This window comes from Halococcoides cellulosivorans (assembly GCF_003058365.1).
Taxonomy (GTDB): Archaea; Halobacteriota; Halobacteria; order Halobacteriales; family Haloarculaceae; genus Halococcoides; species Halococcoides cellulosivorans.
Genome location: NZ_CP028858.1, coordinates 2,560,457 through 2,575,214 on the forward strand (window position 1 = coordinate 2,560,457; position 14,758 = coordinate 2,575,214).

Here is a 14,758-nt window from a genome sequence, read left to right on the forward strand (position 1 = left end):
CACTCCCGTGGTTCTCAACGAGACATCGCTGACCTTCATATGGACGGGAATTCTGCCACACCACGGAAGGCCCAGCTCGACAAGGAAGAGCGCGAACATCTCGAAGACATCGTCACCGAGATGCGCGAGCGCGTCGAGGCAAACGTTCGTTACCAACTCGATGCGTACGACCTCGACGAGCGTCCCGACGAAGACGCGTCCCTGAGCGACGAGGAGGAAGACCTCGTCGAGGCCATCGAATTGGAAGCCGTCGACGGAAATGACTGGGATGACGGCTACGAGCAGTATATCACGGGCGTCGGTTACACCATCGTCAACCGGCTCGCTGCCCTCCGCTGTATGGAGGTTCGGAACTTCATCGACGAGGAGGTAACTCGGTTCCGTGAGGATGGACTCACGCCAGCAGCCGACCGACTGGTCACCGAGGAGTTCATGCTCGAGGAAGAAGCCGTCCTCGACGCCTACCGGAACGCGTGCGACGACCTCGCCGAGGAAATCGAGATTCTCTTCGACCGGTCGACTGCCTACAGTCTGATCGATCCCGACGACGACACCTACGAAGACCTCTGTGGGATGCTCGACGAGGTTTCTGACGAGGTCTGGCGTGCCGACGACGTGCTTGGCTGGGTCTACGAATACTACAACATCAAACTCCTCGACGATCTGCGTCGGAAGGGCGACCGCGAGGGGCTGGAGCCCGAAGACGTGCCGGCAGCGAACCAGTTCTACACGCCGCACTGGGTCGTGCGGATGCTTACCGACAATTCTCTCGGGAAACTCTATCTCGAAGATAGGGGGGCACTACAGGAGACCGTCAAGCGACAGGACTCGATGTCTCCCGACGAGCGCAAGAACCGCCCGCTCACCCCCGACGAATCTCCGGATATCGCGGACTTCTGCACCTATCTCGTTCCATCTGAAGAGGAAGGGGAGCCACCGGAGTTCGACGGCCCCGAAGACATTCGCGTCATCGACCCAGCCTGTGGGAGTGGACACTTCCTGTTGTACGCGTTCGACGTGCTGGAGCGCATCTACCGAGCCGAGACCGACCTCGACCACGCCGAGATTCCTCGGGAGATTCTGCGGAACAACCTCTACGGCGTTGACCTCGACATGCGGGCCTGCCAACTCGCCGCGTTCAACCTCTATCTGAAGGGGCGTACGCGTGCCGAAGCGGAGGGGGCGAATGGCTTCGATATGCCGGAGGTCGGCATCGTCTGTGCCGACGCGAAAGTGGTCGATGTTGAGGGTGTCGAGAAGGTGTTTGACGAGGTGGCTGGCGACGACCGAGAAGTGCAGCAGGCGCTTGACCGCATTCTCGACGCCTTTGAGGAAGTCCACGGTCTCGGCAGCCTGCTTGACGTACGCGGCACCCTCGGCGATTTGTTCGAAGACGACGCTGATGTCGGCGGTATCCAGTTGACTCTCGGTGACGACCCACGGGAGAGTCACACGCTCGGACAGGTGCTCCACAGTCTACATGGGGCTGTGGAGGAGCATCGAGAGGCTGATTCGTTTCTCGCACAAGACTTGCGGAGCTTCGTCCGATTACTAGATATTCTAGCACAAGACCATGACGTGGCGCTGATGAATCCTCCATACGGGTCGCAGAATCGCATGCCCGATTCTGTAGAGGAATATGTCGAAGAGAATTATCAATTCAGGCCAGAATTCTATGTAAATTTCTATGAAATATGCGAAAATCTGTCGGTAGATAACGGTCGTATCGGTATGCTTGTGCCGCGGTCGTTTATGTTCAAACGGACTCTGCAAGATTTCCGGGAAGGCATCTTGAGAAGAGGGGCAGGTGTGGACTTTTTGGCTGAATATGGTCTCGGAGTTTTGGATAATGCGACAGTCCGAACTGTTGGAACTGTTATCAAAACAGGAGTAGAGGAAGAAGATGAAATGACTGGTCGATTTATACGCCTTCATGATATTGACGGTTCTGAAAAAGAGAATGTCTACCTGAATGAGATTCTATCCGACACATCTGGCCAAGATATACAGAGGTTCTTTGAAATTGATATTTCTGAATTTGCCAAGGTTCCCGGATCTCCGATTTCATATTATACGCCGGAGGAAATCCGGGCTTTGCACGATACTGAGACAAAAATTGACGCTGAACGGGCAGGGATTGATGGAGAAAACATCGCTGATGCAGTTCAGGGCCTCTCTTCGGGGAACAATGACCGTTTTCTCCGAAATCACTGGGAAACAATAGGCGTAGAAGGTTACCGTCCGATTTCACGTGGTGGGTCGGATGCTTGGATACAGCCACACACAACTCAAACAGCATATTGGAACTCCGGAAAAGAAATAAAACGGACTTCTGGTTCGTTAGTACGGAACGAACAGTATTATGGCAGGGAAGGGCTCACTTGGACGTATATTAAGGAGACTGGCCGTAGATTCGGCTACTTCCCTGAAGACGGTCTTTTCGACTATGCAGGGTCAATGTTGTTCCCGCGAGGGGACAGATCCCTGTGGAGTATGCTGGCTGTTCTGAATTCTAATCTATATCACGCACTTATAATCTCGATTACAATTGAAAGACATTGGAATGTCGGAGAGTTGGGCAGACTTCCTTGGAAAGATGCTCTTGAAGAGAACAGCCAGTTAGCAGAATACGCAAGAAAGCAATACGAACTTATAACTCAGCTGCGAAGCGGAGACCCCACAAGTCCATATTATGAAGGGCCAACGCTTCTTCTTCCGAATCAATCTACTCAGTTTTACTACAGCCACCCACATCTAGAAACGATAGATACGACTCAGAAAGATCTCCCAGATGGAAGTCCACAGGATCTAAAGAAATCTGCCAGAGAGTGGGAGAAGAAACGACTGAGATTGGAGGGTCGTATAGAGAAGCTTGCATCGAAGATGGACGCTTTGGTGTTTGACCTCCTTGGTCTGAGTCCGGATATACGCGAGGAGGCAGAACAAGAAATCTTCCTCCGTACGTCCGAGTCATCAGAAGACCGAGAATTCCCCGATCCTGAATCTGTCCCCGAAGTCCCTGACAATCTCGACGAGCAGGTCAAAGACCTCGTCCACCACTTCGCAATGGAGGCCGTCCGCGAGGAAGATGACGGCATCATCCCACTCGAAGGCGCGGAAAACCAGGCAGACATGCTCGACCGCATTGTCGAGCGGTTCGAGGACGCGTACGGTGAGTACGCCGAAGACCGCCTCGTCGAGGTCGACGACATCCTCGGGGCCGAATCCGCCGGCGACGAGGCATATCCCAACCTCCGGTCGTTCATCGAGGACGACCTCTTCGCCTACCACGTCGATACGATGGAGAATACGCCCATCGTCTGGAAGCTCAGCACCGAACGCCTCCTTGCCGACGCGAAAGGCGAGGGCTTCGCGTGCTTCGTCGACTACCACCAGTTCGACGCCAGCCTGTTCGACCGCCTGAGCAACCAGTACCTCGAACCGCGGAAGGCCGAACTCCGCGACCGCCTGTCGGCAGCGAACCAGCGCCGGAACGACGAGTCACTCTCGACGAGCGACCGCGCCGATGCGACCGACGAGTTCGAGTTCTGTTCGAGTGCCCTCGAACAGATCGCCGAATTCGAAGCGGTGATGCAGGAACTCGGTGCCACCAACGAGCGGGACTTCGACGCGGACGACCGCGAACTCGTCGAGGAACTCGCACCCAAGGTCGCCGCGTTCCGCGAGGAGACCGCCGAGCGTATCGACACGCTCGCCGAACTCCGTGAGATGAACGGCGAGGAGTGGTTCCAGGACACTTTCTCCGATGGCTTCTGGGACAAGGTCGACGAATGGCGCGACGAGTGGCTGGACGCCCTCGAAGAACTCGAACACGCCTGCGAGGAGTACGCCGAGCCCAGCGACGAGTCAGTCGAGGCCCATCTCGCGGACCTCTTCGATTACTTCAACTGGCGGCTCAAGGGTTCGGATCACTACTCCAGCACGGGCATCCTCTTCATGACCTACTACTTCGAGCGAGAGGGTGCCGACTTGCTGAACGACGATGGGGGCCCCTTCGAGAATCTAACTGAGGACGAACGAATGCTTGCCTCGCTTGCGACGGGAGTCAACGATGCGTCCATAATCGACGAGGAGTATCTCGAGCAGGTTGCGGACGATGAAGATGTCGACGATGTCGATGACTTACCGCCGCTAGCGGAGTTCAAGGCGCTGGCCGAGGAGATCGACGACCGTTGCCAGACCGTCGATAAACAGGTTCCCTCCGATTGGTCTGATCGGGCGCTGTCGGAGATTACGACGGCCGGCTACCAGCCGAACCATAAGCACGGCGTCGTGATCAACATCACACCGCTTGCAGAGCAGAGTGTTGTTCCAGAGATAATTGAAAATAAGGTATTATAACTTGGTCCAATTTGAGAGGTCAGAACCAAGCTCTTTGTAGTAACCGGACCCGGTCAAGGATATGAAAGAGGAACTCCGAGAGCAGGCATGGGACACCCTGCACCAACAGTACGACGAGAACCGTATCGTTGAGAAGCCAGAACTGCTACATACATCCGCTAGACCTGATTTTGGGATCCGCCATGAAGACAGTCGAGATCTGCTCGTCTTGGTCAACGTTAGTTCCATGAGGACCCGGCACCGGAGACGTGAAGATATCGAGTCTCTCAAACGGATGTTAAATAAAGCAGATGTCGCGTTTGGAGCTCTAATTTCAGACAATATAGAATATATTTTCGAACTAACTGAATATGATGGAGAACAAGTGGAGCGAGAGATTCCGGATTACCCAGATAGCCGGGATAGCGAGTTCGAAGAGATGTTATCAGCGGCAGAACTCGAATTCCGCTTGTGGCGTGCTGCGGATATTTTGCGCGACCAGATGCCCCAGAATGAATATTCCTACCAGCTATTTCACGCACTCTTCCGAAAATGGATAGCAAACGAGCATGGGGAGGAAATCGATATTCAAGCTATCGACGAACGGTGGCTTGACGAAAAAGACTCTCAAATTGAAGATCGGTTTTCGGCGTACACACCAAGCGTTGCCCCCCGTAACGTTGAGGTTCATCGTCAGATTCTCCGGGCCTTCGAGGAGGTGAACCTTAGTGCGATTCAGCCAAGTGCTGCCCGGGCTTTCGTGGAACTCGTCGAATCATCCCGTTCAGATTCTGCATCGATGACACCGATTCGCGTTGCTGATGCACTTGTTGACCTTGCTAGGCCTGCTGATGGGGATCTCTTTCTGGATCCGGCGGGGGGAATCGGGAATGTTGCTCGTGAAGCTGCCCATCGAGGAGCCGACGTCTTGGCGGTCGATATCAACCCTGAGGCTGTGAATAGTGGTCTCTTTCTCAGTGCGGTCCACGACGTCGATGTATCGTACACTGTGGCTGATTTCTTGGAGGCTGCTCAATCCAACAGCTCTACTCTTCCTGATGATCTCGATAAAGTTGTTATTGACCCACCATTCGGGCTTCATTACGAGCAACCGGATGGGTCCCATGTCCGGAATGCCGAAGAATTGTTCATCCGAGAGTCGCTTAAACGATTGAAACCAGGCGGCACAGTTACCGTTGCCGTTCCTCAAGGAAGTTTATTCAAGCGTCAGTGGGCAGATTTCCGTGACTTGATCACGGACGAGTACCGACTTTCGACCATAATCGAAGTGAATAAGCCTGTTTTTCAGCACACTGCTGTCCCGACTGCAATTATCCAGATTGTCAACGAACCTGCTGAGGACTCATCTGAAGTTGAGTATGATATCGTTTCAGAATCAGACGCAGAGCGGGGACTGGCAAGATCCGTCGATAATATCTTGAAGTCTTCCACTCCATCACTGCAAATCCGAGAGTTACGCGAGGGGTCGTTCCTCCCGAGCGAGATTATTGGTAGACAAGAAATTGTTGAACGAATTAATGATAATTACACCCAGCTGGATATTGTTGAACTTGGGGATAGAGCCAATGATATCCGATCAGGGATTAATCCCTCAGAATCGTCTACGGAGCAGACTCCGAACACAGTTCCTTTCCTACGCCCCAAGGACGTAAACGATGGTGGTCCAGAAGAGTATATACCTGCAGAAGAAGCAAATGTAATTGCGGATATTGGTGATGTTCTTGTATCCGTAAAGGGGTCTCCATCTGTCGTTCATGCACCCAGAGAAGCTATTGTTCCTTCCTCAAGTTGGGCTGTCATCCGAGTTGAGTCCCCAGACGTTGCGTTGGTCTATGCAACCTACATTGATTCAGAACTTGGCCGAGACCAGTTAGAAATGATGCGTGGTGGTTCGAGCATTCCATATATCTCGCTACGGCGTTTACGCGAGCTTCTCGTTCCCGACTTCAAAGACTCAGAAATCATAGAGAAAGCCTCGGAGATTCGCTCTCTCAAAGAAGAGATTCAAGACCATGAGCGGCGGCGTGAGGCGCTTGAAAATGAGATCGAGGATCTCGTGTGAGGTGATATAATGAGTGATGCTTCTATCCCTATTGACGATTCACCGGCTGTAAGCGAGGAACTCATTCAAGATCAAATCGATACCTGTAACGACCGTGTAGCGGAAATAATTGGAGACCGTCTGGATCTGGAAGACGAGGACGACATCTACCAAGATATCGACGGTTTTCTTGGTCAAGTTGAGGATGCTACTCTCGATTGCTTTTCCGACCGATACCAGACCTCCACTTTATTTGACCAGCTCAAGTTCTTTCTCCGAGCTTTGATTAAAGAACGGGATTTTGAGGACAAGCTTTTCCGAGAAGAACGAGGCCAGCAGAAGATCCAGGATAACCCAGTTGACCTATGTCGCTGGATTAAACTGTATGCTACAATCGCACTGGACTCCCCAATCGAGATCGAATATATCTTTGCAATTGAACAGTTCAACCTCTATCGGGAGGGGTACATCTCTCACCCTTCGGATTTACCCACTCCAGGGCAGGAAACTGATCCCACTCTCTTGAGCTCAATTCTTCTCATTTGGTACGCAATGGAGGAAATAATTGATATCTGGGGAGAGATTTTAGACCTCGAAGAAAGCGATCCATCAAAAAATATAGAAGATATATTGAGTGGCACTGAATTACAAGTCGGATATATTAGCATGCTTGAGGAGCAACGCGGCTTCATCAGGACGTTCCAGGAGGGTGTCGGAGGCCAAGATCTGAGAATTGAGCCAAACCATATCTCGTATTTTGCTTCTGAGGGAGATATCGTCCAATTTGAAGCACCCGATGGTTATGGCTCTGCGGGACACCATGCGTATGACCCAGATGATGAGTCAATTGAGGTCGAAAAATATATTTGAACCAACTCTAACCAATTCCAGAATTATTGGCGGTGTTCAGTTAAGCATGAATAGTGAGGCGATGTAACTGCTCAAACACGGACATCAATCTCAAGAGGCCTAATTAATAATGCAAGCATCCAAATCTCTCCCAGAAGCCGCGAAAGACACGATTCGCCGCAAATTCGATGGAGCAGAGTCGGAAGATCCGATAGTCCTCTGGTGGGATGATGGCAACTACCTTGAAGACATCCTCCAGCAGGCTTGCTCCGAACTGGGTGTCCCGCTGAAGACTGCTGAAAAGACACCGCTCGAACTCCGTTCTGACCCCGTCGACGGCGAACAGGTCTGGTACGTCCCACACGTCAAAGAACCAGCCGATAGAGAGGGCGACTACGACTGGTTCCGCGACGTCCAGCATACGGGCAGCGAGGTAGAGATGAGCATCGAAGACCTCACCGTCCACGCGTTTGAGCGCGGGCAACTCGATGCGTGGAAACTGAAGAACGCTACCGAGTCCGACGACCCACAGCAGCGCCGGGAGATCGCGCGAATTCTTCATGAGCAGCTCACCGGTGGCCAGCTCCCAACGCTCGAACAACTCCAGACCCAAATCGTCACCGGTGGGTACACCGATCCCGTGGCGTTCGTGCTGGAGAACGGCTGGGCAGATATCGACGACGACCCCCAGACCATCGACCAGATGAAGGACTTGCTGACCAGCGAGGGCGTCGACGCGGTCGCCGACGAGACTGATCCCACAGTCATCGAAACCCAAACGCGTCGGTGGGCGGTCGCGGAGTGGTTGATTCACGCCGGCGCCGACGCCGACCGCTTCCCTAGCGAGTTCCGGGCCGAAACCGCGGGCGCTCACGACCTCCCGGAACTCAAGTCCCTGCTGAACAACACGACATCACCTGACCTGATCGCTGACCGCTATCTCGGTGAGGCGATGTGGCCCGACGTCATCGATTCCATCGACGATCCGTGGGAACTGTCGAGTTGCATTGTCGACGCCGCACTCGAACGCCGTCTCTGGAAGGAGTGGCACGCGTCCTTCGACGCAGGCGACTACAAGGAGTGTCTCGACCGAGCAGAGGAACGGTACGAAACCCTCCTCGGGAGCGAAGACAGACACGGGAACTACCGAGGCGCCTTTGGCCCAGACAGTCCGTGGACACAAACGTGGGAGCAAGCCGCCGAGGTCGCGCGTCTCGCACATCAACTCGACACGTGGGACGAACGCGTGAACGACGACGTCGTCTCCCTGTACGCGGACGATGACGATGGCACGTGGCAGATCGACAACGCCGTCCTCAATCTCGTCGTCTCAGGCGAACCGGAGACCGACCTTCCTGGTGACCACCCGGCGACCGAGACGCTCAATGACCTCCGCACCCAGCTCCAGTCGGACTACGTCGACTACCTCGAAGACCTCGGCGACCTCGTCACTGAGACCGTCGAGGCAGGCGCTCCCTTCGTCGATGAGGATCACGCCTACCAGTTCTTCACCAAGGAGTCCGACGGCCTCGAAAGCGGGCAGACGGTCGCGCTGTTCGTGATCGACGCTCTTCGGCTTGACCTCGCCCGACGCCTTGCGGACGAACTCCGCGAGTACGTGGCAACTCTCCCAGCCGACGCGCCCGAGTTCGCCGTCGAAGAGAGTGTCTGGCTGGGGACGCTCCCCTCGGAGACCGAGTTCGGGAAGGCCGCTCTCACGCCTGGCGAAGTGCAGATGTTCGACATCTCGCTCGTCGACGGCGAGCTGCTACCGCTCCGCAACAACCGAAAAGTCACTCCAAACCGACGAAATTCGCTGTTAGACGGCGACGGCTGGACGGTCACCCGCGAGCAAGACGACGGCTGGCAGTCCACGCGTGTGGCCTACTTCAAGAACGACCTCGACAATATTGGCGAGACGGAACTCAGCGACCTCGAAGCAATGCTCGCCCAGCGTGTCGACTCGCTCGCGGAGTTCATTGGGACGAAAATCGAGCAGGGCGAGTGGGATCAGGCATACGTCTTGACTGATCACGGGTTCGTTCTCCTTCCTGACGACGTAACCCCGGAGAAGATCTCGCGGCCGTCAGAGGCGTCGGACTCCGGACGTCGGTGGATCGCCGGCGAGGACGTCGACGAGGACTCACCCGGTGTGCTGCTCGACGCCAGCACTCGGTTAGGCTATCTTGACGCCAACGTCAGCGCCTTTGCGAGCCCACTCAAGCGAATCAGCAAGCAGGGCGTCGGCGACGCCCGCTTTTACCACGGTGGGCTTCTCCCCCAGGAGTTTGTGCTCGACTTCATCAGTATCACGCAGGGTTAGTAACGACCGGACGGGCGATCACCTTTTTGTCGAAGGTCTATCTACCACCACGGAAATGGCGTCTGATAAAAGAGTCGAGAATTACTTGAATCGAATCTGGAACAATTGGCAGTTCGGTTCCGGCCCCTGCCAAGATTGTCCTAACCGGGACAATGCAGGATGCTATACCCCCTACTACGGTGACGGCATTCTTGATGCTGAGATCGCCTTCGTGGCGGAAACCCCCGGAGGCGGTCGAGACATCCAAAATGAAGATCAACTCGACTGGGAGCTACCCGGGAGCTTTAGTGCCGAACGAGGCGGGGCCAGCAAACCGGGCTGGATTACAGACGGCAACAGAATTCCGGACGAATTTTTTGACAGTGTTGATGCTTGGTTCGAAGGAACGGGGCAGTATGACCGCGGGATCTATTTCACGAACGCCAAAAAGTGCCAAGACATCGATGGAAAAGACATGGAGTGGAAGAACATCAAAGCCAAACTGCATTGTCGTGAGTACTTAAAGCCTGAAATGAATGCTGTCGACCCAGAAGTTATAGTGGTCTTCGGGGAGAAGGCAACCGATACTACCTTTGATCTCTATGATGTCGACGAATATATTGAGGCTTTCAACGACGTTGCGCTCTCGGTGTACCGCGATAACGAGCCCTATGTAATACCTTCATATCATTGGAGTAACCTTTTCCGAAATCTGCGTCATATTGACGGCATCGACAACCACGACGCTTACTGGGAATCGTTAGCTGACACCATTGAATCCACGCTTGATTCGTGAGGTGTCGATAGTAGTGCACAAAACCGCTGATAACTTTCAAGAATCTGTGCTTCGAAGGTGCAATATCCTTCGATGACGGACGCCACCTTCTCGCCCGGACAGCAGATTGTTCTCAACGGCACGTCCGCGGAGGTCATCCAGAGGCGGACAGTTGGTGACATCGAGTATCTTCGAGCATACATCGACGGCGAGGGCGTCAAGACGGTCTGTCTGGACGACATCGATGTCCAACCACATCAAACTGGACTGGAGCGTCTCCCCGGACAGCAACTCGATGATCTCCATCCGGATCACGACTCCGTGTCCGCGCAGTGGTTCGATCTTCACACGCAGGCGACGAAACTGAAACTCGCCCACGAACAGGGGCAACTACTGAGCATCTCGAACTCGCTCGTTCGACTGGAGCCCTACCAGCTTGACGCCGTGAACTGGGTGATGCAGAAGCTTCGCCAGCGCGCACTCATCGGCGACGACGTCGGGCTCGGGAAGACGATCGAGGCAGGGCTCATCCTCAAGGAACTCTCGGCCCGCAATCGGGCCGACCGCGTCCTCTTCGTCGTCCCTGCCCACCTCCAGAAGAAGTGGATTCGAGACATGAATCGCTTCTTCGATGTCGATCTCACCGTCGCAGACCGGGCGTGGGTCGAAGGTGAGCGTCGACGACTCGGCGAGGAGGCCAATATCTGGAACCAAGACCAGCAACAGCTCGTCACCAGCATGGCGTTCCTGCGGCAAGACGAGTTCCGACCCGCACTCCGGGACGCGTTCTGGGACGTGGTTGTGGTCGATGAGGCACATAAGGCCGCAAAGCGGGGCGAGTCGCCGAGCAAGACGGCAAAGATGGTTGATACTGTCACGGGGAACTCCGACTCGCTGCTGCTCCTCAGCGCGACGCCCCACGACGGGAAGGGCGAAGCGTTTCGCTCACTCGTCGAGTATATCGACCCGTTCCTCGTCGCCGAGAACCGGGAACTCTCACAGGAGACAGTCGACCGCGTCATGATCCGTCGCGGGAAGACCGACATCTACGACGAAGATGGTGAACGCGTCTTCCCAGACCGAGAGGTCAACTCGGTATCCGTCTCGATGACGCACGACGAGCGGCAGTTCTACCGGGCGGTCACTGACTACGTCAAAAACGTCTACAACCGCTCGGAGAAACTGAACGAACCCGCGGTCGGGTTTGCGATGGCGCTCATGCAGAAACGGCTGGTGAGCAGCGTCGGCGCGATTCACGCGACGCTCCGTCGACGACTGGACGACCTTCTCGACGAAGAGGCAGAAACGGATGGCCTTTCCGAGGAAGCGCGGGCCTACCTCGACGGCGAGGATCTGGACGAGGACGACAAGCAACACGCGGAAGACGAGATCGGCGGTTTGACCGTCACCAGTACCGACGAACAGCTCCAAGAGGAGATCGATACGCTCCGCGATCTCGTCTCGCTGGCGGAGGACTTACCGGTCGACTCCAAGGCCCAGAAGGTCAGACGGTTCATCTCCCAACTCCTCGAGGAACAACCGGACGAGAAACTCCTGTTGTTCACGGAGTACCGAGACACGCTCGACTATCTCCTCGAGTTCGTGCAGGACGAGCCGTGGGCCGACGAGATTCTCGTGATTCATGGCGACGTAGACAAAGAGGAACGGGCGCGGATCGAAGACGAGTTCAACCACGGCCAGTCGCGGCTCCTGTTCGCGACCGACGCAGCGAGCGAGGGTATCGACCTCCAGCACAGCTGCCACATCATGGCCAACTACGAGCTGCCGTGGAACCCGAACCGGCTCGAGCAGCGGATCGGCCGCATCCATCGCTACGGACAGGAGGAGGAAGTCAAAGTCTGGAATTTCCTCTTCGACGACACCCGCGAGAGCGAGATCTTCGAGATGCTCCAAACCAAGGTTGAGGAGATCCGTTCCCAGCTCGGTAACACGGCGGACGTGCTCGGCATCCTCGACGACATCGACGTGGACTCGCTCATCATGGAGTCCATCGAGAACGACGAACCGCCGAGTGCGACCAAAGAGGAACTCGAGGAGATGATTGAAGAACGTCAGCGGACGCTCGAGGAGTGGTACGAGCGAAGCCTCGTCGATACGAGTACGTTCGACGCCGAGAGTCGCCGGCAGATTCAGGAGGTCGTCGACGAGTCAGAAAATGTCTACGGGAGCGAGGGAGACATTCGGGAGTTCTTCGAGCGAGCTGTGGAGGCCTTCGGAGGCGAATTCGAGAAGCGCGGCACCAATCTTTATCAGGCCGAGTTACCGGACGAAATCAATTCGCCTGGCCAAGATACAACGTTCGGTCCGTTCACGTTCGACCGCGACTTCGCGATGGATCACGAGGATATCACCTACCTCGCTCCAGACACGGACGTCCTGCAACGGCTCATGGCACGCGTGTTGGAGGACGTACGCGGTGAAGTCGGACTCAAACTACTCCCGTTCGTCGACACGCCGGGGATCACCTACAACTATCGTGTGGCGTTTGAGGACGGCACCGGCGACGTGATTCGCGAGGAGACCATCCCCGTCTTCGTAGATGCTGCGCAAGAGGACGCTCAGCAGGCGCTCGGTGAACGTATTATTGAGGGCGACTCGGTAGCAGCAAAGCCCGACGTCGACGACCTACGAGCGGTTCTCGACGCTCAATCCGACTTACGGACGGCTGCCGATCGGTATGTGAGCGTGCGGGTCAACGAGATCAAGAACCACCTTCAAGAGAAGCGTCACGAAGAGACCGCTCGGGAGCTGGAGAACCTCAAGGAATACGCGCAGGCGGAACGGGAACGCATCGAGTCCTTCATCGAGGAATACGAGCGCAAAGCCGACGCCGGATCGGATATGGACATCGCGATCCGTGGCCAACGAGAGCGTCTCGAACAGCTCGAGGAGAGAATCGAAACGCGTCGCGACGAACTCCGGCGTCGGGAGCAGATCATCTCACTTGCACCCGAGGTCGAGAACTACTGTCTTACGCTCCCTCTTTGAATTCCGTCAAAAACTAGTCTGCACGTGACGTTGTCAGCAAAGGACAACGTTAAGACGCTTCTCCTTACCCTTTACATCCGTATGGTGGAAAATAGAGGGCAGCGGTTCAAAGAGATTGCAAGAACCGTTCGCAACAGGGATGCAGGACGCTGCCTCCATTGTGATGAACCGGAAAGAGAGGAATTCCTTAGCGTCCACCACTTGGTTCCTGAATCAGACATTTCGGATGAGTTTGACCCTCACCTTCCAGTGAACCTCGTCACACTTTGCCGGGAATGCCACAGCAAATTCGAAAACCAATCCCTCCCCTCACAGCTTAGACAGCTTGATATTGAGGAGCACTCAGACCTGATGATTACTGACGCCGAACGGAGGGCCCTCAACAAGCGCTTGAAACAGATAGGCACCGAAATCCGCAAAGTCAAGAAGATATCTAAGTCCGAGTCACGCGAGTTATATGAGTACTACGTGGATAGAAACGGCGCACAAAGTGGACTATCCGATTTTAAATAGCTACTCTCTTTTATATGTTGATTCACGGTGGTTCTGTTCCATAGTCATTGCTTCGCCAATCCGAATTCGGTCAATACTATCAACATGGCTCAAACGTCAAATCGTCAGACCAGCCACAGATTGACATCCTAGCTCGAACGGCAGGCCCTACTTGAGGACGAACTGGCGTCGCTTCGCGAGGATATCGAGGCTGTCGCGGACCAGCAATAAGGGAGACCACAGAGCCCCATTCATCGATATCCTACGCTATTCTACCCTGCCTGTATTCGGGGAACAGTCACTGTTGGTGCTCTAACGGACGACACGCGAGACGAAAGTAGTCCCGCCACTAGACCTAATCCCCTTCGTGGACGAGTTCGACGTGGTCGGCGTCGCTGATCAGGATCTGGATCTCGTCGAGTTTCTCGTAGCCCCGCTCCTTGCCGAAGATTTTGTACGTGTTTCCTTTCTCCAGTCTGAGGTCAGGGTCGTAGACGACGAACTTCCGGGGTTCGATCCCCCGTGAACTGTCGTCCCCGAGCATCCCCTTCTGATAGGGTTTGTGCGCGTCGAGATCCTCGATGTAGGTCACCCACGCGTACACTACGATGTAGTTGCCAGTCGGTTCTACTTCGTCCAGGTCCTTGACCTGCACTGACGAGGCCATCTTATGCCCCTCCCTCGAATCGAACGGTCACTCCGTTCTCCATCTCGACAGTCGGTGAGCGATTCTGGCACCAGCGGCAGATCGACTCGACAGTGTCGAATCGGTCGAGGTTCCCCCACTCAGCGCACCGGCCAAGATGGTCAGTGTCGAGCGTATCATAGTTCGCAGGCCAGACACTGGTAATCTGGCTGTTCTGGACTCGGAAAACGACGTCACACGGAGCGTACAGCCGTGCCCCCTCACACGCCTGCTGCGAGGCTC

General features: G+C 55.1%; 9 protein-coding genes. 7 read left to right on the top strand and 2 right to left on the bottom strand.

Features of this window, described 5'->3' with window-relative positions; translation table 11 throughout:
* Nucleotides 1-39: 39 nt before the first annotated feature.
* From pglX to HARCEL1_RS12480, 5 genes are all read left to right on the top strand, one after another.
* Complete coding sequence (gene pglX, locus HARCEL1_RS12460; protein WP_108383902.1) at nt 40-4,362, top strand: BREX-5 system adenine-specific DNA-methyltransferase PglX; 4,323 nt, start codon at nt 40-42, stop codon at nt 4,360-4,362.
* Nucleotides 4,363-4,423: 61 nt separating this feature from the next.
* Nucleotides 4,424-6,424 (top strand): N-6 DNA methylase, encoded by a 2,001-nt coding sequence (locus HARCEL1_RS12465; protein ID WP_108383903.1) that lies wholly within the window; start codon nt 4,424-4,426, stop codon nt 6,422-6,424.
* 9 nt (nt 6,425-6,433) lie between these two features.
* Nucleotides 6,434-7,273, top strand: a complete 840-nt coding sequence (locus tag HARCEL1_RS12470; protein ID WP_108383904.1) for a hypothetical protein — start codon at nt 6,434-6,436, stop codon at nt 7,271-7,273.
* Nucleotides 7,274-7,382: 109 nt separating this feature from the next.
* Nucleotides 7,383-9,575 (top strand): BREX-5 system phosphatase PglZ, encoded by a 2,193-nt coding sequence (gene pglZ / locus HARCEL1_RS12475; protein WP_108383905.1) that lies wholly within the window; start codon nt 7,383-7,385, stop codon nt 9,573-9,575.
* Nucleotides 9,576-9,630: 55 nt separating this feature from the next.
* Nucleotides 9,631-10,350 (top strand): uracil-DNA glycosylase family protein, encoded by a 720-nt coding sequence (locus HARCEL1_RS12480; RefSeq protein ID WP_108383906.1) that lies wholly within the window; start codon nt 9,631-9,633, stop codon nt 10,348-10,350.
* 36 nt (nt 10,351-10,386) lie between these two features.
* Here the strand turns inward: HARCEL1_RS12480 and HARCEL1_RS13965 are convergent, their stop codons facing one another.
* A complete protein-coding gene (locus HARCEL1_RS13965) occupies nt 10,387-10,677 on the bottom strand; it encodes a hypothetical protein (RefSeq protein WP_233357459.1) in 291 nt (96 codons plus the stop codon).
* Here HARCEL1_RS13965 and HARCEL1_RS12485 point away from each other — a divergent pair.
* Nucleotides 10,651-13,338, top strand: a complete 2,688-nt coding sequence (locus HARCEL1_RS12485) for a helicase-related protein (protein ID WP_394337431.1) — start codon at nt 10,651-10,653, stop codon at nt 13,336-13,338. The two genes, HARCEL1_RS13965 and HARCEL1_RS12485, sit on opposite strands and share 27 nt — an antisense overlap.
* A gap of 24 nt (nt 13,339-13,362) precedes the next feature.
* Nucleotides 13,363-13,851 carry an HNH endonuclease gene (locus tag HARCEL1_RS12490; protein WP_108383908.1) on the top strand — a complete coding sequence of 163 codons (489 nt, stop codon included), beginning with the start codon at nt 13,363-13,365 and terminating at the stop codon, nt 13,849-13,851.
* A gap of 334 nt (nt 13,852-14,185) precedes the next feature.
* On the opposite strand, the gene HARCEL1_RS12495 is transcribed toward HARCEL1_RS12490, so the two are convergent.
* Nucleotides 14,186-14,497, bottom strand: coding sequence for a hypothetical protein (locus HARCEL1_RS12495; RefSeq protein WP_108383909.1), 312 nt, complete (start codon nt 14,495-14,497; stop codon nt 14,186-14,188).
* Nucleotides 14,498-14,758 lie beyond the last annotated feature (261 nt).

Excerpts from the sequence above, each read along its gene's own strand:
- pglX (WP_108383902.1), top strand. The coding sequence starts at position 40 with ATGGACGGGAATTCTGCCACACCACGGAAGGCCCAGCTCGACAAGGAA.
- HARCEL1_RS12465 (WP_108383903.1), top strand. The coding sequence starts at position 4,424 with ATGAAAGAGGAACTCCGAGAGCAGGCATGGGACACCCTGCACCAACAG.
- HARCEL1_RS12470 (WP_108383904.1), top strand. The coding sequence starts at position 6,434 with ATGAGTGATGCTTCTATCCCTATTGACGATTCACCGGCTGTAAGCGAG.
- pglZ (WP_108383905.1), top strand. The coding sequence starts at position 7,383 with ATGCAAGCATCCAAATCTCTCCCAGAAGCCGCGAAAGACACGATTCGC.
- HARCEL1_RS12480 (WP_108383906.1), top strand. The coding sequence starts at position 9,631 with ATGGCGTCTGATAAAAGAGTCGAGAATTACTTGAATCGAATCTGGAAC.
- HARCEL1_RS12495 (WP_108383909.1), bottom strand. The coding sequence starts at position 14,497 with ATGGCCTCGTCAGTGCAGGTCAAGGACCTGGACGAAGTAGAACCGACT.